The 17,512-nt window shown below is 72.8% G+C and carries 22 protein-coding genes; 11 read left to right on the top strand and 11 right to left on the bottom strand.

Annotation, left to right across the window (positions count from 1 at the left end; genetic code table 11):
- Window positions 1–7: 7 nt before the first annotated feature.
- Genes ACFWY5_RS41905 through ACFWY5_RS41895 form a run of 3 tightly spaced genes read right to left on the bottom strand, consistent with a single transcriptional unit; the run spans window position 8 to window position 2,912 of the window.
- On the bottom strand, window positions 8–955 hold the full coding sequence (locus ACFWY5_RS41905; protein WP_379638174.1) for a VWA domain-containing protein: 948 nt from the start codon (window positions 953–955) through the stop codon (window positions 8–10).
- Window positions 952–1,914 (bottom strand): DUF58 domain-containing protein, encoded by a 963-nt coding sequence (locus ACFWY5_RS41900; protein WP_379624462.1) that lies wholly within the window; start codon window positions 1,912–1,914, stop codon window positions 952–954. Before ACFWY5_RS41900 ends, ACFWY5_RS41905 begins: the two co-directional genes overlap by 4 nt.
- Window positions 1,911–2,912: an AAA family ATPase gene (locus ACFWY5_RS41895; RefSeq protein ID WP_379638173.1), complete on the bottom strand. Its 1,002-nt coding sequence runs from the start codon at window positions 2,910–2,912 to the stop codon at window positions 1,911–1,913. The genes ACFWY5_RS41900 and ACFWY5_RS41895 overlap by 4 nt, the downstream gene beginning before the upstream one ends.
- Window positions 2,913–3,016: 104 nt before the next feature.
- Between ACFWY5_RS41895 and ACFWY5_RS41890 the strand changes: the two genes are divergently transcribed.
- On the top strand, window positions 3,017–3,766 hold the full coding sequence (locus ACFWY5_RS41890; RefSeq protein WP_379624458.1) for a hypothetical protein: 750 nt from the start codon (window positions 3,017–3,019) through the stop codon (window positions 3,764–3,766).
- Between the two features lie 45 nt (window positions 3,767–3,811).
- Window positions 3,812–4,666: a DUF2268 domain-containing protein gene (locus tag ACFWY5_RS41885; RefSeq protein ID WP_379638172.1), complete on the top strand. Its 855-nt coding sequence runs from the start codon at window positions 3,812–3,814 to the stop codon at window positions 4,664–4,666.
- A 4-nt stretch (window positions 4,667–4,670) separates the two neighbouring features.
- On the opposite strand, the gene ACFWY5_RS41880 is transcribed toward ACFWY5_RS41885, so the two are convergent.
- Window positions 4,671–5,309: a response regulator gene (locus tag ACFWY5_RS41880; protein WP_379638171.1), complete on the bottom strand. Its 639-nt coding sequence runs from the start codon at window positions 5,307–5,309 to the stop codon at window positions 4,671–4,673.
- A complete protein-coding gene (locus ACFWY5_RS41875) occupies window positions 5,306–6,517 on the bottom strand; it encodes a sensor histidine kinase (protein ID WP_379638170.1) in 1,212 nt (403 codons plus the stop codon). The genes ACFWY5_RS41880 and ACFWY5_RS41875 overlap by 4 nt, the downstream gene beginning before the upstream one ends.
- A 140-nt stretch (window positions 6,518–6,657) precedes the next feature.
- Here ACFWY5_RS41875 and ACFWY5_RS41870 point away from each other — a divergent pair, with 140 nt between their 5' ends.
- The 7 genes from ACFWY5_RS41870 to ACFWY5_RS41840 all read left to right on the top strand — a co-directional run bounded on the left by ACFWY5_RS41870 (window position 6,658) and on the right by ACFWY5_RS41840 (window position 11,460).
- Window positions 6,658–7,218, top strand: a complete 561-nt coding sequence (locus ACFWY5_RS41870; RefSeq protein WP_184968951.1) for a ClpP family protease — start codon at window positions 6,658–6,660, stop codon at window positions 7,216–7,218.
- A gap of 2 nt (window positions 7,219–7,220) precedes the next feature.
- A complete protein-coding gene (locus ACFWY5_RS41865; RefSeq protein ID WP_379627820.1) occupies window positions 7,221–7,835 on the top strand; it encodes an ATP-dependent Clp protease proteolytic subunit in 615 nt (204 codons plus the stop codon).
- Between the two features lie 182 nt (window positions 7,836–8,017).
- The gene (locus ACFWY5_RS41860) at window positions 8,018–8,779 is read left to right on the top strand and encodes a TSUP family transporter (protein ID WP_379638169.1); all 762 of its coding nucleotides are present in this window, start codon (window positions 8,018–8,020) and stop codon (window positions 8,777–8,779) included.
- Window positions 8,780–8,881: 102 nt separating this feature from the next.
- Window positions 8,882–9,856 (top strand): helix-turn-helix transcriptional regulator, encoded by a 975-nt coding sequence (locus ACFWY5_RS41855; RefSeq protein WP_379627815.1) that lies wholly within the window; start codon window positions 8,882–8,884, stop codon window positions 9,854–9,856.
- Window positions 9,857–9,886: 30 nt separating this feature from the next.
- Window positions 9,887–10,516, top strand: coding sequence for a LysE family translocator (locus ACFWY5_RS41850; RefSeq protein ID WP_379627813.1), 630 nt, complete (start codon window positions 9,887–9,889; stop codon window positions 10,514–10,516).
- Window positions 10,513–11,244, top strand: coding sequence for an alpha/beta fold hydrolase (locus tag ACFWY5_RS41845; protein WP_379638168.1), 732 nt, complete (start codon window positions 10,513–10,515; stop codon window positions 11,242–11,244). Before ACFWY5_RS41850 ends, ACFWY5_RS41845 begins: the two co-directional genes overlap by 4 nt.
- A gap of 3 nt (window positions 11,245–11,247) precedes the next feature.
- Complete coding sequence (locus ACFWY5_RS41840) at window positions 11,248–11,460, top strand: hypothetical protein (RefSeq protein WP_379627807.1); 213 nt, start codon at window positions 11,248–11,250, stop codon at window positions 11,458–11,460.
- Window positions 11,461–11,464: 4 nt separating this feature from the next.
- On the opposite strand, the gene ACFWY5_RS41835 is transcribed toward ACFWY5_RS41840, so the two are convergent.
- Genes ACFWY5_RS41835 through ACFWY5_RS41820 form a run of 4 tightly spaced genes read right to left on the bottom strand, consistent with a single transcriptional unit; the run spans window position 11,465 to window position 13,631 of the window.
- Window positions 11,465–11,896, bottom strand: a complete 432-nt coding sequence (locus ACFWY5_RS41835) for an SRPBCC domain-containing protein (protein WP_379638167.1) — start codon at window positions 11,894–11,896, stop codon at window positions 11,465–11,467.
- Complete coding sequence (locus ACFWY5_RS41830; RefSeq protein ID WP_379627803.1) at window positions 11,893–12,216, bottom strand: ArsR/SmtB family transcription factor; 324 nt, start codon at window positions 12,214–12,216, stop codon at window positions 11,893–11,895. Before ACFWY5_RS41830 ends, ACFWY5_RS41835 begins: the two co-directional genes overlap by 4 nt.
- Before the next feature lie 12 nt (window positions 12,217–12,228).
- A complete protein-coding gene (locus tag ACFWY5_RS41825; RefSeq protein ID WP_379638166.1) occupies window positions 12,229–12,750 on the bottom strand; it encodes a GNAT family N-acetyltransferase in 522 nt (173 codons plus the stop codon).
- A 2-nt stretch (window positions 12,751–12,752) separates the two neighbouring features.
- The gene (locus tag ACFWY5_RS41820) at window positions 12,753–13,631 is read right to left on the bottom strand and encodes a hypothetical protein (RefSeq protein WP_379638165.1); all 879 of its coding nucleotides are present in this window, start codon (window positions 13,629–13,631) and stop codon (window positions 12,753–12,755) included.
- A 29-nt stretch (window positions 13,632–13,660) separates the two neighbouring features.
- On the opposite strand from ACFWY5_RS41820, the gene ACFWY5_RS41815 reads away from it, so the two are divergent.
- Window positions 13,661–14,275, top strand: coding sequence for a CGNR zinc finger domain-containing protein (locus ACFWY5_RS41815; protein WP_379638164.1), 615 nt, complete (start codon window positions 13,661–13,663; stop codon window positions 14,273–14,275).
- 102 nt (window positions 14,276–14,377) lie between these two features.
- Here the strand turns inward: ACFWY5_RS41815 and ACFWY5_RS41810 are convergent, their stop codons facing one another.
- Window positions 14,378–15,139 (bottom strand): SDR family NAD(P)-dependent oxidoreductase, encoded by a 762-nt coding sequence (locus ACFWY5_RS41810; protein ID WP_379638163.1) that lies wholly within the window; start codon window positions 15,137–15,139, stop codon window positions 14,378–14,380.
- A 25-nt stretch (window positions 15,140–15,164) separates the two neighbouring features.
- A complete protein-coding gene (locus ACFWY5_RS41805; RefSeq protein ID WP_379638162.1) occupies window positions 15,165–15,779 on the bottom strand; it encodes a hypothetical protein in 615 nt (204 codons plus the stop codon).
- Between the two features lie 145 nt (window positions 15,780–15,924).
- On the opposite strand from ACFWY5_RS41805, the gene ACFWY5_RS41800 reads away from it, so the two are divergent.
- Window positions 15,925–17,463, top strand: a complete 1,539-nt coding sequence (locus ACFWY5_RS41800) for a HelD family protein (RefSeq protein WP_379638161.1) — start codon at window positions 15,925–15,927, stop codon at window positions 17,461–17,463.
- Window positions 17,464–17,512: the final 49 nt, after the last annotated feature.

Raw genomic sequence — 17,512 nt, 5'->3', positions numbered from 1 at the left:
AGAAACGTTACGGGATCCGGGCACCGAACCAGACCGAGGCACCGGCCACCAGCGCGCCCAGCAGCACCGCGGCCACGATGAACCACTGGCTGATCTCCTGGTTGACGAGCTTGAAGCCGAGCGAGGTGCCGATCTGCTCGTAGACCTCGCGCAGTTCGGTGCCCGACTCGGCGGCGTAGGCGCGGCCGTTGGTGCCCTCGGACAACGACTGGAGCGTCTGCTTGTTGACCGGCACGTTCACCTCCCGGCCGTCGATGGAGACGGTGCCCTCCTGCGTGCCGTACGCGATGGTGGAGACGGGCACGCGCCCGGACGTCGCGGCCTCGATCGCCTCGGGCACCGAGCGGCCGGAGGTGTTGTCGCCGTCGGACAGCAGCACGATCGCCGAGGGCGGCGGGTCGGTGGCGGCCTGCTGGTCGAAGGAGCGGATCGAGTCGAGCGCGTTGAAGACGGCCTCGCCGATCGCGGTGCCCGGCCGGGTGGTCAGGTTGCCGATGGCGGTCACCACGGCCTGGTGGTCGGTGGTGGGGGAGATGACCACGTTGGCCGAGCGGGCGAAGGCGACCACGCCCACGTTGAAGCGCTCGGGCAGGTCGCGGGCGAAGGCCTGGGCGGCGGCCTTGGCGGCGCTGATGCGGTTGGGCTGGACGTCGTCGGCCTCCATCGACAGCGACACGTCCAGCGCGATGATGATCGTGGCCCGGTCGCGCGGCACCCGTACCTGGTCGGCGGGCCGGGCGGCGCCGATGACCAGCAGCGACATCATCACCAGGAACAGCGCGGGCGCCACGTGCCGGCGCCAGCCGGGGCCCTCGGGGACGACGAGGTTGAGCAGGGCGAGGTTGGTGAAGCGCACCGTGTAGCGCCGGCGCAGGAACATGGCCGCCACGTAGCCGCCGATCAGCGCCACCACCAGCGCGAACAGCCACAGCCAGGCCGGGGACAGGAACGTCACGCGCCCCTCCGGTGGGCGAGGTGCGCCATCCTGCGGCGGCGCAGCACGAACTGCGCGACGTCGAACACCCAGTCGCGGTCGGTACGCAGCACCAGGTGGGCGACGCCGGCCCGGCGCAGGGCGGCCCGCGTGCCCTCGCGCTGCAGCGCCGCGGCCTCGGCGTAGGCCTGCCGTACCTTGGGTGAAAGGTGCACGTCGCGTACCTTCCCGCTCTCCGGATCAGTGAACGCGATTTGCCCGACATCGGGTAGTTCGAGCTCGCGGGGGTCGATCACCTCGACCGCCAGGACTTCGTGCCGGGCCGCCAGCCGCCGGAGCGGGCGCTCCCAGGGGCGCTCGGCGTCGGGGTCCAGGGACGGCCGGGCGTCGAGGAAGTCGGAGACCACCAGCCGCATGCCGCGCCGCCTGCGCGTGGCCGCCAGCACGTCGATGCCCTCGGCCAGGTCCGGCGCGTCCTGCCGGGGACCGCCGCGCGGCGCGTCCATCAGCGCGTGCAGCAGCCCGTACAGGGCCGGGCGGCCCGTGCGCGCCGGCAGCCGGTGGATGAACTCCTCGTGCAGCACCAGCGCGCCGAACCGGTCGCCCATCCGGCTGGACAGGAAGCCGATCGCGCCGATCGCCGCCACCACGAGATCGCGCTTGTCGGTGTCGGCGGTGCCGAAGTCCATGCTGGCCGACAGGTCCGCCAGCGCCCACGTCTCCAGTTCGCGGTCGGCGATCAGGTCCCGCACGTGCGGGACCGTCGTGCGCGCCGTCACCGCCCAGTCCATGCGCCGCACGTCGTCCTCGCCGGGCACGTAGACGCGGCTGTCGCCCGCCTCGCTGCCCGGCCCCGGCAGCAGTCCCTGGTGCGCGCCGTGCAGCAGCCCGTCCAGGCGCCGGGTGACGGTCAGCTCCAGCCGCCGCAGCGCGTGCTCGGCGCCGCGTTTCTTCGGAGGTACGGCTCCCGCCTCGCTCATCGGTTCTGGTTCCAGACCACCAGAGGCGGCGGTACGGCGTGCAGGATCTGCCTGACCACCTGTTCCGGATCCACCCCGTCGGCCAGCGCGTCGAACGTCAGCATCAGCCGGTGCGCCATCACGTCCACGGCCACGTCGCGCACGTCGTCGGGCAGCAGGTAGTCGCGCCCGCGCAGCAGCGCCAGCGCCCGCCCGGCGGACACCAGTCCCAGCGTGGCCCGCGGGCTCACGCCGATCTCGATCATCTCGGCGAGGTCGGGCAGGCCGTACTCGGCGGGCGAGCGCGTCGTCATCACCAGGCGCACCACGTAGTCGGCGACGAGCTGGTGCACCGAGACCTGCTCGGCCTGCTCCTGCAGCGCCATCAGCGTGTCCGGCTCCAGGATCCGCTCGGGCACCGGCGGCGCCACGCTCATCCGGTGCAGGATCTCCAGTTCCTCGTGCGCGCTCGGGTGCGGCACGCGTACGCGGAACAGGAAGCGGTCGCGCTGGACCTCGGGCAGCGGGTAGACGCCCTCGGACTCGATCGGGTTCTGCGTGGCCAGCACGATGAACGGCTTGGGCAGCGGGTTCGTGACGCCGGCCAGCGTGACCTGCCGCTCGGCCATGACCTCCAGCAGCGCCGACTGCACCTTGGCGGGGGCGCGGTTGATCTCGTCGGCCAGCAGGAAGTTGACGAACACCGGGCCGCGCTCGACGTCGAACTTCTCGCTCGACGGGTGGAAGACGCGGGTGCCGACGATGTCGCTGGGCACCAGGTCGGGGGTGAACTGGATGCGGGCGAACGTGCCCCCCACCACCGTCGCCAGCGTGGCGGCGGCCAGGGTCTTGGCCACGCCCGGCACACCTTCGAGCAGGCAGTGGCCGCGCGCGAGCAGGGCCACGACCAGGCGCTCCACCATGTGCTCCTGGCCCACGATGACGCGCCGGACCTCGTCCAGCGTTTTGCGCAGCACGGCCGGGTCGGTTCCGCTGGGCAGCTCTTCAGCGACGGTCATGGGTGCCATTTCACCAAACGCGCCGCGAACGCGCACGGAGGCACCCCCGGCCGGGCGGCCCCGCTCTCGCCGGCGCGGCAGGCCGGCTGTGCTTTCATGGGTGGGTGGCCAGTCCGCTGCAGCACGGTGATCCGCCCTCCCTGGGCCCTTTCACCGTGCAGGCGCGCCTGCACGTCCTGCCCGCCGGGTTCGTCTATCTCGGTCAGGCCCAGGACGGGCGGGCGGTGTCGCTGGCCGTGCTGACGAAGGGCGCGGCGCTGGACGCGGCGGCGCGCGACCGGTTCGTCACCGCCGTGCGCGAGTCGGCGCCCGCCGGGGTGCGGGGCTGGCTGGGCCGGGCCACGGGCCGGGCGGCGGTGCTCGACGGCACGCCCCAGGTGCTGGCCATGGACGCCGGGGTGGCGCCCTGGGTGGCGGTGCCGTACCTGCCGGGACGGCCGGGCGCGGAGCGCTTCCTGGAGCCGGTCATGGTCGGCGGGACGCTGATCGGGCAGGCGCACGGGCCGGACTTCGTGCCGTACTGGCTGGGGGACCGGGCTCCGGCGCTGCCGGGGCGGCCGGGCGCGGCCAGGCCGCTGACCGAGACCGCGCGGCGCGTGCTGCTGGCGCTGGCCGTTCTGCTGGCGCTGCTGCTGGTCGGGGTGGTGATCGCGCTGGTCCTGCTGCTGGGCAGGCAGGAGAGCGAGCCGCTGCCACGCCCGCTGCCGCCGACGGTGCAGGTGCCGACGCCGCCGCCGACGCCGCTCACGCCGGAGCCGCAGCAGCCGACGCCGTCACCGTCGCCGAGCCAGAGCGGCAGCGGCACCCCCGGGCCGACGCCGGGTGACGAGTCCGGCGAGGGCAACCCCATCTGAAACCGGTTTGACCCTCCCGTAACGGGAGGGTTTAGCGTCGCCGGCATGGAAATCATCGTTCACGACAACCTGGACGCGATGGCCGCGATCCTGCGCGCCCCGCTGCCCGAACGGCCGGACCTGCTGCGCGAGATGCTCGCCCCGGTCGGCGAGATCATCCCGTTCCCCGGCGACCTCGTCGACATCCACCACGAGGGCGGCGGCTTCCGGGCCGACATCGAGGACCCGCGCTACCTGCCCGCCATCGAGCGGCTGATCTCGATCGACCTCAAGGGCCGCGTAGAGAAGGAGCTGGAGCGCGCCGGCGCGGGCCTGGCCCACCTCAAGCAGCCCGAGCGGGTACGCGTCATGTTCGTCCTCGGCAACCCCGACAACGAACACCTCATGACCACCGCCCGCGGCTACTACGGCATGGGCGGCGCCCCCGGCTGGCTCTACCTGCTGGCCTGGCCCACGGACGAGAACGTGGAGCGCATCGCCCACTGCGCCGTCCACGAGATGCACCACCAGATCCGCTACCACAACGTCGTGTGGGACCCGGAGACCGTCACGGTCGGCGAGCACATCGTGGCCGAGGGGCTGGCGGAGGCGTTCGTGCGCGAGCTGTCCGGGCCGCCGGCGATGGGGCCGTGGTCGTCGATGGTGAGCGGCGAGCCGCTGGAGGACGCCTATCGCAAGATCATGGCCGACATCGATCTGGAGGGGATGCGGCACACGCCCGCGTACGTGCTGGGCGACAGCGCGGTGCGCAAGTTCGGCGGGGAGCCGCGCGGCATCCCCGACATGGCCGGGTACGCGGTCGGGCTGCGCCTGGTCGACGCCCACCTGGCCGCCACCGGCATGAGCGCCGCCGACAGCTCGGGCCTGCCCGCCGCCGAGATCCTGCGCGCGAGCAGGTGACGCCTCAGGCCGGGCTGACGAACCCCGACTCGTAGGCGGCGATGACGGCCTGGGTGCGGTCGCGGGCGCCGAGCTTGGTCAGCACGTTGCCGACGTGCGTCTTGACCGTCTCGGCGCTCACCACCAGCTCGGCGGCGATCTCGCCGTTGGACAGCCCCTTGGCCATCAGCCGCAGCACGTCGCCCTCGCGCCCGGTCAGCCGCTCGATCCCCGGCACCCGCACGCGCGGACGGCTGCCCGCCAGCGCCCGGATCGCCGCGGGAAACAGCAGCGACTCGCCCCTGGCCACCGTTCTGATCGCGCTCACGAGCTCCTCCGGCCTGGTCCGCTTGAGCAGGAACCCGTCGGCGCCGGCCCGCAGCGCGTCGTAGACGTAGTCGTCGTTCTCGAACGTGGTCACCACCAGCACCTTCGGCGGCTCCTCCATCGCGACGAGCCGCCGGGTGGCCTGGATGCCGTCCACGGCGGGCATCCGCACGTCCATGAGCACCACGTCGGGCCGCTCGCGCCGCACCACCGGGACCACCGAAGCCCCGTCGGCCGCCTCGCCCACGACGCTGAGATCGGGCTCGGAGTCGAGGATGACGCGCAGGCCCGCGCGGATGAGGTCCTCGTCGTCGGCGATCACGATCCTGACTGTCATGGGCTCGACCGTAGCGGCAGCCGTACCGAGATCTGCCAGCCGCCCTCGGCGGGCCCGGCCTCCAGCTCTCCGCGCAGGAGCCGGACGCGCTCGCGCATCCCGGTCACGCCCCGCCCGCCGCCGCGTCCCTCCCGGGCCGCCGCGGGGTTGCTGACCTCGAGTTTCAGATCGTCTCCCTGTACGGCTGCCGCCAGCCGTACCGGACCATGGCCGTGTTTGATGGCGTTGGTGAGCGCTTCCTGCACGATGCGGTACGCCTCGCGCGACACCACGGCGGGCACCCCGCTCAGGTCGCCCACCTCCGCGCGCACCTCGGCGCCCGAGGCGCGCACCAGCGCGTCGAGGTCGGCCAGCGTGGCCTGCGGCTCGGTGCCGCCGTGGCCACGGTGGCCGCCGTGCCCGCCGCGGTCCTCGCGCAGGACGCCGAGCACGTGGTCGAGGTCGTCGAGGGCCGAGCGCGCGGACTGCTCGATGGCGGCCAGCGCGGCGCGGGCGGTGGCGGGGTCGCGGTCCAGGACGCGCCCAGCGGCGGCGGCCTGGAGGGTGACGACGCTGAGCGCGTGGCCGACGGAGTCGTGCAGTTCGCGGGCGAGCCGGTTGCGTTCGGCCAGGCCGCGCGCCTGCTCCTCGACGGCGGCCAGCCGCTCGCCCGGGGTGGGGCCGAGCAGGACGGGCGCCAGCCTGGCCAGCAGCGCCCCGGACCCCGCGACCGCGAACACGAGCGCGACCAGCAGCGCGAGCCCGGCCAGCGTCCAGGGCAGCGCGGCCCAGCCGGGCTCGACGGTGTATCCGAGCCAGGTGGCGCCGCGCCAGGGCAACGGCAGCGTCCACAGTGTGAACGGCACGATCGCCAGCGTGCAGCCGCTCATGATCCCGCCGACGCCCAGGTGGAGCGTGAACCACGCGGCGGTGCGGCGCCGCTCCTGCCAGCTGCGCCGGGCCTGGCGCGGCGGGGTGTCGACGTGCACGCCGAGCAGTCCCTGCGCGGCGTTGACCTCCAGCGCGCGCACCGGCAGGAACAGCCCGGTCAGCGCCACGACGGGCAGGACCGCCGCGAACACGCCCAACTCGACGGGGAGCAGCAGGTCGGGCACCCGCCTGCCGCCGCTGAGCACGCCGGACATCAGCACCCCGGCCATCATGTACGGCATCAGCAGCGCGCCGCCGAGCACCAGGCAGGCCCACCGCCTGGCGAGGTTCTTTCTCACAGGGTGCATTGTATGTCGACGAAATTCGCGCACGGCATAATACGCCTTTGGTGAAATCCCCCGTGAGCGAAAAGAAAGCCGAATTCAAGGCCGCCGGGTCTACCGTCGGAAGTAATTGCACGTCGACGGAAAGGCAGGTCATGACAGAGACGAAGCAGTGGCCGGAGCAGTTGGGCCAGCGTTTGCTGAAGGAGCGCATCCTCGTTCTCGGCCAGGAGGTCGACGACGAGATTTGTAATCGGCTCTGTGGTGAGCTGCTTTTGCTCGCGGCCGAGGACCCGAAGCGCGACGTGACCCTTTACATCAATTCACCGGGCGGTTCCGTCTCCGCCGGCATGGCGCTGTACGACATGATGCAGTTCGTGCCCTGCGACGTGGCCACGGTCGCGATGGGTTTCGCCGCCTCGATGGGGCAGTTGCTGTTGTGCGGCGGCGCGCCGGGCAAGCGTTACGCGCTGCCCAACGCCCGGATCGTCATGCACCAGCCGCTCGGCGGCATCGGCGGGTCGGCCACCGACATCCAGATCCAGGCCGAGAACCTGATGTACACGAAGCGGCGCATGGCCGAGCTCATCGCCTTCCACACCGGGCAGCCGCTGGAGCGCATCAGGGAGGACTCCGACCGCGACCGCTGGTTCACCGCGCAGGAGGCCCTGGAGTACGGATTCGTCGACCACATCTCCAGCAGCGGGGTGAACTGACCATGAGCGGACGCTACGTCCTGCCCTCCTTCACCGAGCGCACCTCCTACGGCATGAAGGAGATGACGCCTTACAACAAGCTGTTCGAGGACCGGATCGTCTTCCTCGGCACGCCGATCGACGACACCAGCGCCAACGACGTGATGGCCCAGTTGCTGACGCTGGAGTCGATCGACCCCGACCAGGACATCCAGCTCTACATCAACTCGCCCGGCGGCTCCCACACCGCCATGACCGCCATCTACGACACCATGCAGTACGTGCGTCCCGAGGTGCAGACCGTCTGCATCGGCGAGGCCGCCTCGGCCGCCGCCGTCCTGCTGGCCGCCGGGGCGCCGGGCAAGCGGGCGGCGCTGCCGCACGCCCGGGTGCTGCTGCACCAGCCGTCCACGGAGGGCGGGCGCGGGCAGTCGAGCGACCTGGAGATCCACGCCAGGGAGATCCTGCGCATGCGCGACCAGCAGGAGTACATCCTGGCCCGGCACACCGGCAGGAACGAGCTGGAGATCCGGCGCGACCTCGAACGCGACCGCATCTTCACCGCCGAGCAGGCCCGCACCTACGGCCTGATCGACGACGTCTTCGCCGGCCGCAAGCGCACGCTCCTCCCGCGCTGACCCCCTCCGGTTCCCCGGCACTCAGGAAGCGGTACCTACGCCGCCCCGGGTGCCGGGGAGAGGCGTGATCTCCTGTGATGGCCCACGCGCCGCCGATGGCGCGGGTGACCCCGGGTGCAGGGGAGTTCGGGTGGGGTTTGTACCCTCTTTGCGGTCCGTGTGGGCCGTGACGGGGGAGTGGCGTGTCGCTGGAACAGGTCGTCGTGTTGCTCGTGGCCGCCGCGGGAGCCGGATGGGTGGACGCGGTCGTGGGCGGGGGCGGGCTGCTGCAACTGCCCGCGCTCATGGTGGCGGGCATCCCGCCGGTGCAGGCCATGGCGACCAACAAGCTGTCGTCCGTCTTCGGCACCACCACCGCCGCCATCACGTATGTGCGCTCCACCAAGCTGGACCGGCAGGTGGCGATCCCGGCGGGGGCGCTGGCGGTGCTGAGCTCCGGGCTCGGGGCCACGGCCGCGGTGGCGATCAGCGCCGAGGTGCTGCGGCCGGTGGTCATGGTGGTGCTGCTGGGGGTGGCGGCGTTCGTCACGCTGCGGCCCGCGATGGGCCAGGTGCCGAAGCCGCACCTGCGCACCAACGCGCGGGTGGTCGCGGCGGTCGCGGTCGGCGGCGTGGGTATCGCCTTCTACGACGGCATCATGGGGCCGGGCACCGGCACCTTCCTCATCATCGCGTTCACCACCATCCTGGGCCTCGACTTCGTCAACGCCAGCGCCACCGCGAAGATCATCAACATCGGGACCAACGTGGGCGCGCTCGTCGTCTTCGGGCTGCAGGGGCACGTGCTGTGGGCGCTGGGTCTCGGCATGGCGGTGTGCAACATCGCCGGCGCCCGCCTGGGCGCCCGCATGGCACTCAAGCGCGGCGCCTCGTTCGTCCGGATCGTGCTGCTGATCGTCGTGGCTGCCATGGTCACCCGGCTGGCCTGGCAGCAGTTTGCCTGACTCCGCCCCGGCACCCGCCGTGCTCCGGTACGAGCTAGCGCGTGACCAGGCCTCGGACTCCGCCGGCGAGGCGGCGAGAAACCTATCGCGTAGGGTGCTGACATGCGCGCCAGCCGCCTGCTCTCCCTGCTCCTTCTGCTCCAGACGCGGGGCAGGATGACGGCCGGCGAGCTGGCCGGGGAGCTGGAGGTGTCGGTCAGGACCGTCTACCGCGACGTGGACGCGTTGTCGGCGGCGGGCGTCCCGGTCTACGCCGACCGCGGCCCGGCCGGCGGCTACCAGTTGCTCGACGGCTACCGCACCCGGCTCAACGGCCTGACCGCCGAGGAGGCCTCGTCGCTGTTCCTGGCGGGCCTGCCCGGCCCGGCTGCGGAACTGGGGCTGTCGGAGGTCGTGGCCAACGCCGAGCTCAAACTGCTGGCGGCGCTGCCGCCCGAGCCGCGCTCGCAGGCCTCGCGCATGCGTGAGCGGTTCCTGCTCGACGTGCCCGGCTGGTACCGGGGGGCCGACGACGTGCCGCTGCTGAGCGTGGTGGCCGAGGCGGTGTGGGAGCAGCGGGCGGTGCGGATGACCTACCGGCGCTGGGGGCAGCAGGTGGTCGAGCGCCTCGTGCATCCGTACGGGCTGGTGCTGAAGGGCGGCTCCTGGTACCTGGTGGCGGCTCCGGCCGGGGGCGGCGATCCGCGCACCTACCGGGTCTCGCGCGTCCTGACCGCCGAGCCTGGCGGGCACTCCTTCGAGCGGCCGGACGGCTTCGAGCTGGGCGGCTTCTGGCGGGCCTACGCGCAGGAGTTCCGCGAACGCATGTACACGGCCGAGGCGGTGATCAGGACGGCGCCCGGCATCGAGAAGCTGCTGGCGTACACGATGGGCGACGACGTGGTGGCCGGGGCGCTGGCGGCGGCGGGCGAGCCGGACGCCGAGGGCCGGCGCACGCTCACGGTGCCCATCGAGTCGATCACCCACGCCCGGTGGCTGCTGCTGCGCATGGGCGCGAGCGTGGAGGTCCTCGGGCCCCCTGAGCTGCGCGAGCTGATGGCCGAGGCGGTCGCCGAGCTGGGGAAAATCTACGGCTGACATGTCCGGGCACGTGCGAGTATGGCCGCCATGTATCTTCTCGCGTTCATCGGCGCGTGCGTCCTGGTGGCGATGGTCCCCGGGGTGAGCACCGCGATCATCCTGCGCCAGACGTTGCGCGCGGGCCGCGGCTCCGGCATGGCCGCCACCCTCGGCAACGAGACCGGCATCTTCCTGTGGGCCCTGGCCGCCGCCTTCGGCCTGTCGGCGCTGCTGCTGGCCTCCCAGCTCGCATACGACGTGATGCGCGTGGCCGGCGCCGGAGTCCTGCTGTACATGGGCGCGCAGTCGCTGTGGCAGGCCCGCAAGCGCCGCCGGGACGCGGCCGGTCCCGAGCTCGCCGAACCCGTGGCCGTGGACGGCTGGCGCCGGTCCTACCTCGCCGGCCTCGGCACCTGCCTGGCCAACCCCAAGGCCGCGGTGTTCGCCATGTCGTTCCTGCCGCAGTTCGTACCCCAGGGCCAGAACGTGCCGCTCACCCTCGTCGCCCTCGCCGTCATCTGGGTGCTCGTCGACACCCTCTGGTACGGCCTGGTCATCTGGACGGTCGTGCGCGCCAAGGCGGTGCTCTCCCGCCCGTCCGTGCGCCGCCGCCTGGAGCAGATCTCCGGCGTCGTGCTCATCGGGCTCGGCGTCCGCCTGGTCCTGGAGGCACGATGACGATCTGGTACGGCGCCGCCGGATCCGGCGACCCGGTGCTCCTGCTGCACTCCGGCGTGGCCGACTCCCGCATGTGGGAGCCCCAGGCGGCGGAGCTGACCGAGCGCTTCCGTGTCATCAGCCCTGACTACCGGGGCTTCGGCCGTACCCCGTATGAGGCGGCGGAGCCGTTCAGCACCTGCGGGGACGTCGCGGACGTGCTGGACGCGGAGGGTCACGGGCGCGTGGCGATCGTCGCCTCCTCCTACGGCTGCCGCATCGCCCTCCAGCTGGCCCAGCAGGGCCGCGCCACCCGCCTGGTGCTGCTCAACCCGGGCTCCTCCGACGTACCGGAGACCGAGGACATGAAGGCGTTCGGCGCCGAAGAGGACCGGCTGCTGGAGCTGGGCGACATCAGGGGCGCCGCCGAGCTGAACGCGGACACGTGGCTCGGCCCCCACACCACGGACGAGGCCCGCGCCCTGGTCGTGGAGATGCAGGCGAACGCCTTCTCGCTGCAGCTCGGCCGCGACGTGGACGAGTTCGAGCCGGACTTCACGCTCGCCGGGATCGGCGTGCCCGCCCTGGTCGTCGGCGGCGCCCACGACCTGCTCCACTTCCGGCGCAGCGCCCGCCACCTGGCGGAGAACCTGCCGGACGCGCGGCTCGTGGAGCTCGACTGGGCGGGTCATCTGCCGTCCTTGGAACGTCCGAAGGTGATCACCACGCTGTTGCTGGACTACCTTTAGTCCATGACGAACGACCTGGCAGGCCTGGTACGGCAGGCACAGGACGAGGACCCGCTGCTGGCCCTGCGGGCCACGACCGCGCTGCGGCGCGAGATCGAGCGCATGGAGGCGGTGCAGGTCCGGCGGGCGCGGGTCGCGGGCCTGCCCTGGGCGACGATCGCCGACGCGATCGGGGTCAGCAAACAGGCCGCGCACAAGAAGTACGGCAGACGCTGACCGTTCAGCGGCCGAGGACCTCGGCGTACCACTTCAGGCCGATGTTCCAGGAGTATCCGCGGCGGATCCGCCCCGCCACGTCCGGTGGCAGCGTGTCCAGGCCGCGGTGCACCAGCACCACCTCGGTGCCGCCGGTCACCCCGCGGAACTCCACCTCGATCTCCATCGCGCCGTCGTTGAGCAGGTCGGCCCACACCAGGCGCCGGGGCGGCTCCCAGGTGAGGATCCGGCCGGTGTCGACGTGCCCGCCGTCCGTCCAGACCTCGCGCAGGTAGCCGTCCTCGAACCTGATCCCCGCCGCCCGCTCGGCGTTGACCCAGCTGTAGGGCCCGCGCACGTACCACGCGTCGATCTCGTCGGTGAACACCCGGAACGCGGTGCCCGGATCGGCGGCCACCGTCACGCTCACGGTGACCGAGTCGGTGCTCCCGCTCACCGGTCGCGCTCCACGTGCTCCTTGAACGAGCCGAGCTGCTCGGCCCAGAACGCCTGGACCTGGTCCAGCCAGGCCTGCAGCGCGGTGAAGGGCTCGGGGCGCAGGGAGTACAGGCGCAGGCGGGCGTCGTCGTCGCCGGTCTCGGCCTGGACCAGCCCGCCGGCGCGCAGCACCCGCAGGTGCCGGCTGAGCGCGGGCGCGCTCATCTGGACCGCCTCGGCCAGTTCCCCGGCCGGTCGCGGCCCCTCCCGGAGCAGGTCGACGACCTTGCGCCGGGTCGGGTCGGCGAGCGCTGATAGCGTGGCGTCCAGGTCGTTCACTGTCCCCAGCCCTTAACCGTTAACGTCTGGGGCAACCATATCCCAGGTGAACACGATCGCCCCAGGCCCGTCGTTGAGCCGCCGCCAGCCCAGCCGTTCGTAGAGGCGGACGGCGTCCGGCGCCTGCGTGGAGGTCAGCAGCCAGCGGCGCGGCGCCCCGGCGCACAGGTCGTCCAGCATGCGGCCGGCCAGGCCCCGGCCGCGGGCGTGCGGCGAGACGGCCAGCTCGGTCACCTCCAGCGCCCCGGTCAGCCGCTCGGTCCCGGCGATCTCCGCCGCCCACCCGTAGGACCTGCGCCGGGGGAGGGGCGAGGGGGTGGGGAAGGCCGTACTGAATCCGCAGGGGCGGCCGTCCGCGGTGGCGAGCACCGCCACGAACCCCGGCCGGCGGGAGTCCTCGTCGAGCCGCACGCGGAAGGCGCCGACCTCGTCCTCGCCCTCGTTCCACGGCGGCGGCCCGAACGCCTCCCGGTACACCGTGACCAGGGCCTCGACGCGGGCCCGCGCGCACTCACCCGTCAGTCGCTCGACCATCGTCAGGCCGGGGCCTTGACGGTGGCGATGCCCAGCGTGCTGGTCATGGGCAGCACGCCGGCCTGGAAGACGGCGCCCAGGACGGGGCCGTTGAGCTGGGCCAGGCGCTGGGCGCGTTCCTCGCCCAGGCTGCGCCACGGCGCGGCGGCCAGGTCGTCGGTCATACGTTCCACCTGGTCGCGCAGCGCGTGTCCCGCGCCGGTGGCCTGGCCGTCGGCGCCGATGAGCCCGCGCTCGCGCAGCCGTTCCGCGGCGGCAGCCCATTCTTCGGAGCTCCAGCCGCGCCCGGCGAAGGTCTCGACCGGCGCGGCGCCGATGGCGGCGAAGGAGACGAGCGACTCGCAGCCGTCCAGCCCGGCCGCCTGGAGCGCGGCGAGGTGCCCGTCGCCGCGGTGCTCGCGCAGGATGGTCGCCGCCTGCCAGAGCACCAGGTGCGGTTCGGCGGCCCAGGGCTGGTCGAGGTTGGCGGCGGCCAGGGGGCGTCCCGGCGTGGTGATGCTCTCGGCCGCGGACCGGGCCAGCCCGGCGGCCTCGGCCAGGCCGGGCGAGGTCAAATGGTCACCCAGCCAGTCGCGGCAGAGGTGGTCCACGGCTTCCAGACGGGCCGTCAGCACCTCGGAGGGGGAGGCGGTCGCCCAGATCCCGGGTACGTGCCCGGCGACCATGGCCGGGCTGAAGCTGTAATAGGCGGCGCCGACCAGGTGCGGGCCGGCCGTCCCCAGCGGCGCGGTGCGCCAGGCGAAGTAGCTCGGCCAGCGCGACTCGACGTCGTAGCCGAGCTTCCCGGCCCGCTCGAAGGCCTGCGGGGCGAAGTAGACGGCGGCGTGGACGGGCTCCAGCTGGTGCCACATGCTGCGGGCAAGCCTGGAGATCGTGGACATGAGGCGTCCTCTCACTGTCTAATAAGGTTATGGCAGTGACGATAGACGTGTGGCGCATCACTGGTCAATCCCAAATAGACAGTTATGTCGGGCGGTGGGCGGAGCTGGCCGTCGTGCTGGTGAACGCCCTCGCCGTCGACCACACGCAGGGCCGTACCCGGCCCCTTCCGGCGACGGCGCCCGAACGGCTGGCGGCCCTCGAACCCGCGCTGGCGGACTGGCGCGCCCGCCACCCCCGCGCCGAGGGTGACGGCGGCCCGCTCGACACCGACCGGCTGGCCGGGGTGGCCACGGCCCTGCGCCCCGCCTTCGCGGACGGCCCGTACGCGGGCGTGGCCGAGCTCAACACCCTCCTGGTACGGCACGGCGCCGTACCCAACCTCCACGGCGAGCCCCCGGTCCTGGCCTTTCACGCGGTCGAGGCCGACGTGGCCGGCGCGATGGCCGCGGACGCGGGCACGGCGCTGGCGATGGTCATCGGCGTGGGGCAGGGGGAGCGGCTGGCCGCGTGTCAGGCGGCGGGCTGCGAGCTGGTGTTCTTCGACGTCACACGCAACGCCTCGCGCCGGTTCTGCGGGCTGGCCTGCCAGAACCGCGCCAAGGCCGCCGCGTACCGGGCCCGGCGCAATAGATCTACAACGTAAAGGCGTTGACCTTTGGCGCCGGACCGCATGGGCGTCCTCACCTGGGACGAAACCCCTGCAGCGCCCCTCCGCCGGCCGGACGATCCCCAGGGCGCACTGCTGTCAGTGCACCGAGAAGCCGCCGTCGACGAAGAGCTGCTGGCCGGTGACGAAGGCCGAGGCGGCGGAGGCGAGGAAGACGGCGGCGCCGGCGAAGTCGGCGGGCAGGCCGTTGCGGCCGCTCATGTGGCGGGCGGCGAGTTCCTCGGTGCGTCCGGGGATGGCCTGGGCAGGTTCGGTGAGCGGGGTCAGCACGAAGCCGGGGATGATCGTGTTGACGCACACGCCGTCGCGGGACCAGGCCTCGGCCTGGGAGCGGGTGAGGCCGGCGATGGCGGCTTTGGCGGCGCCGTACACGCCGCTGTTGCCGAAGGCGCTGTTGGTCTGCTGCGAGCCGATGTTGAGGATACGGCCCCAGCCGCGCGCGGCCATGCGGGGGCCGTGGTGCTGGCCGAGGAGGTAGGGGGCGGTGAGGTTGAGCGCGATGGTCTGCTCGTAGTCGTCGTCGGTGAGCTCGGCCATGGGTTTGCGGATGTTGTTGGCGGCGTCGTTGACGAGGATGTCGATCTCGCCGCCCTCCTCGACGACCCGGTCGAGATCGGCCCGGTCGCCGAGGTCGGCGCTGATCCATGAGGCCTTGACCCCGTGCGCGGCCAGCCGGTCGGCGGCCCGGCGCAGCTCGGGCCGCCGGCGGGCGACGATGACCACCTCGGCGCCGGCGCGGCCGATGGCCTCGGCCATGGTGTAGCCGATGCCGGAGCTGCCGCCGGTGACGAGGGCGCGCCGACCGGCCAGGGAGAACAGTTCGGTCAGGTAAGCGGACACGGCCTCGAAGTTAGCAGCGTGCCCGTCAGTCCCTCTCGGGCAGGCGCTTCTTGATGGCGATGTCGGGCGGCATGATGCCGGGCAGCACCTTGAAGTGGCCGGGCAGGGTCTCGGGCCCGGCTTCCGGGCGGGTGAGGTCGGTGACCTGCTGGGCGGTGGCGCTGTCGCCCTCGACGGTGGCGGTGACGTGGACGGTGTCGCCGTTCTTGACGCCGCCGAGTCCCTCGCGGCCGGCGCTGACGCGGGTGGTGTCGTTGACGGCGTACTCGCGGGAGAAGCCGTCCTCGCTCTTGACGGTGATGCTGTCGGCGTCGGTGGCGGTGACCTCGCCGGTGTGGGTGGCGACGGTCTGGTAGCCGCCGCCGGCCTTGGGCACGACGACCTCGCTGCGGATGCCGCCCATGGCCCTGAGGTGGGCGCGCTTGGGTGGTTCCGGGGCCGCGCTCGGGGGTTGCGCGGTCGGGTCGTCGGTGGGCGCCGGGGTCTCGGTGGGGGTGGCGCTGTCGCTGGGGGCGGGGGTGGGCGAGGCGCTGGCCGCGGTGGCCACGCCCGCTCCGCCGGCGGTGGTGATCACCAGCGCGGCGACGGCGCCGATGATGAGTTTGCGCGGGATCACGCGGACAGGGTCTATGTCGGTCATGGCATGCCTCCTCGATCTACCGGGGAGTCAATGCCGCATGCCGTAAAACGGTCGTAAGACGCGAAAACCGCGTGCGACCGCACGCGGTAGTATAGGGAGAGTTTGCTTGGTGGCTACACATCTCCAGTAAGGAGTATACCACGCGATGTCCAATCGTCAAAGTGCTCTGGCTGAGGCGATCGCGTCCGAGCAGGTCAAGGTCACGATGTTGTACGGCAGGCTCGACCTCGCGCGCGAGCGGGCCGAACGGGCGTTGCGCGAGGTGCATGGCGGCGGCGGGGCGGGACTGACCGCCCGGATGCTGGTCGAACGCGAGGTGACGGCGGGCGAGCAGGCTGGCCGCCTGGCCCAGCTCCACGCGGTCGAGCGGGGCCTGTGCTTCGGCCGGGTCGACGAGAGCGGCGGCCGGACCGTCTACATCGGCCGCATCGGCCTGCGCGACGACGAGCACGAGTCCGTCCTCGTCGACTGGCGCGCGCCGGCCGCGCGCCCCTTCTACATCGCCACCCCCGCCGACCCCGCAGGCCTGGTACGGCGCCGCCACCTGCACACCCGCGCGCGCACGGTCGTGGGCCTGGACGACGAGGTGTTCGACCTGGCCGGGATGAGCGAGCACGACCGCCGCGACCTGGTCGGCGAGGCCGCGCTGCTGGCGGCGCTGCGCCGGGGGCGCACCGGCCGGATGACCGACGTCGTGGCCACCATCCAGACCGAGCAGGACCGGGTGATCAGGGCCGGGCTCCAGGGGGCGCTGGTGGTGCAGGGCGGGCCCGGCACCGGAAAGACGGTCGCGGCCCTGCACCGGGCGGCGTACCTGCTCTACACCCACCGCGGCGCGCTCGACCGGCGCGGCGTGCTCGTGGTCGGCCCGAACCCCATGTTCCTGCGCTACATCGGCCAGGTGCTGCCCGCGCTGGGCGAGACGCAGGTGGTGATGGCGACGGTGGGCGAGTTGTTCCCCGGCGTGCGGGCCACCGCGCATGACCCGGCCCCTGCCGCGCTGGTCAAGGGCGACCTGCGGATGGCCGGCTTCGTGGCGGCGGCGGTGCGCGACCGTCAGCGCCTGCCCGAGGGCGACCTGGAGATCCTCTACGACGGCCTGCCGCTGCGGGTCGCGCACGAGACGTGCGCCGCGCTGCGGCGGCGGGCCCGCGCGGTCCGCCTGCCGCACAACATGGCCCGCAAGCTGTTCGTGACCGAGCTGCTCAAGGAACTGGTCGCGGCCGAGGCGCGGGCCCTGGAGGCGGCGCTGCGCATCGAGGACCTGGACGACCCCGAGTACGCGCCGCTGGAGCTGGATCGCGACCTCGACGAGACCGACCTCAGGCTGGGCTCGGAGCGCCTGTGGGCCGATGAGGGCGTACGCCGCGCGGTCGACGGCCTCTGGCCGGAGCTGACCCCGCGGCGCCTGATCGGCGAGACGTTCGCCGACCCGCACGCGCTGGCCAGGACCGTGCCGGAGGGGCTCGACCACCGGGCTCTGCTGCGGCCCCCGGACGCCGAGTGGACGGTCGGCGACGTCCCGCTGCTGGACGAGGCGGCCGAACTCCTGGGCGAGGACGACTCGGCCGGGCGCGCGGCGGCCCGCGAGGCCGACAGGGCGCGCGAGGATGACGAGCTGTTCGCGAGCGAGGTGGTGCGGCTGACCGGCGTCGGCCACCTGCTGGAGGGCGGCGGTCTGTAAGAGCGCCACCTCGACGACGGGACGTGTTTGTTCGTGTAGTTGTGGGTGG

The organism is Nonomuraea sp. NPDC059007 (assembly GCF_042740555.1).
Lineage (GTDB): Bacteria > Actinomycetota > Actinomycetes > Streptosporangiales > Streptosporangiaceae > Nonomuraea.
This window is presented reverse-complemented; position numbering and strand designations above follow the sequence as displayed.

What these genes read in the sequence shown, in the direction of transcription:
- ACFWY5_RS41895 (WP_379638173.1), bottom strand. Translation starts at nt 2,912, where the DNA reads ATGACCGTCGCTGAAGAGCTGCCCAGCGGAACCGACCCGGCCGTGCTG.
- ACFWY5_RS41880 (WP_379638171.1), bottom strand. Translation starts at nt 5,309, where the DNA reads ATGACAGTCAGGATCGTGATCGCCGACGACGAGGACCTCATCCGCGCG.
- ACFWY5_RS41855 (WP_379627815.1), top strand. Translation starts at nt 8,882, where the DNA reads ATGCGCGCCAGCCGCCTGCTCTCCCTGCTCCTTCTGCTCCAGACGCGG.
- ACFWY5_RS41845 (WP_379638168.1), top strand. Translation starts at nt 10,513, where the DNA reads ATGACGATCTGGTACGGCGCCGCCGGATCCGGCGACCCGGTGCTCCTG.
- ACFWY5_RS41865 (WP_379627820.1), top strand. Translation starts at nt 7,221, where the DNA reads ATGAGCGGACGCTACGTCCTGCCCTCCTTCACCGAGCGCACCTCCTAC.
- ACFWY5_RS41815 (WP_379638164.1), top strand. Translation starts at nt 13,661, where the DNA reads ATGGCAGTGACGATAGACGTGTGGCGCATCACTGGTCAATCCCAAATA.
- ACFWY5_RS41800 (WP_379638161.1), top strand. Translation starts at nt 15,925, where the DNA reads ATGTCCAATCGTCAAAGTGCTCTGGCTGAGGCGATCGCGTCCGAGCAG.
- ACFWY5_RS41850 (WP_379627813.1), top strand. Translation starts at nt 9,887, where the DNA reads ATGTATCTTCTCGCGTTCATCGGCGCGTGCGTCCTGGTGGCGATGGTC.
- ACFWY5_RS41900 (WP_379624462.1), bottom strand. Translation starts at nt 1,914, where the DNA reads ATGAGCGAGGCGGGAGCCGTACCTCCGAAGAAACGCGGCGCCGAGCAC.
- ACFWY5_RS41870 (WP_184968951.1), top strand. Translation starts at nt 6,658, where the DNA reads ATGACAGAGACGAAGCAGTGGCCGGAGCAGTTGGGCCAGCGTTTGCTG.
- ACFWY5_RS41840 (WP_379627807.1), top strand. Translation starts at nt 11,248, where the DNA reads ATGACGAACGACCTGGCAGGCCTGGTACGGCAGGCACAGGACGAGGAC.
- ACFWY5_RS41805 (WP_379638162.1), bottom strand. Translation starts at nt 15,779, where the DNA reads ATGACCGACATAGACCCTGTCCGCGTGATCCCGCGCAAACTCATCATC.
- ACFWY5_RS41885 (WP_379638172.1), top strand. Translation starts at nt 3,812, where the DNA reads ATGGAAATCATCGTTCACGACAACCTGGACGCGATGGCCGCGATCCTG.
- ACFWY5_RS41820 (WP_379638165.1), bottom strand. Translation starts at nt 13,631, where the DNA reads ATGTCCACGATCTCCAGGCTTGCCCGCAGCATGTGGCACCAGCTGGAG.
- ACFWY5_RS41825 (WP_379638166.1), bottom strand. Translation starts at nt 12,750, where the DNA reads ATGGTCGAGCGACTGACGGGTGAGTGCGCGCGGGCCCGCGTCGAGGCC.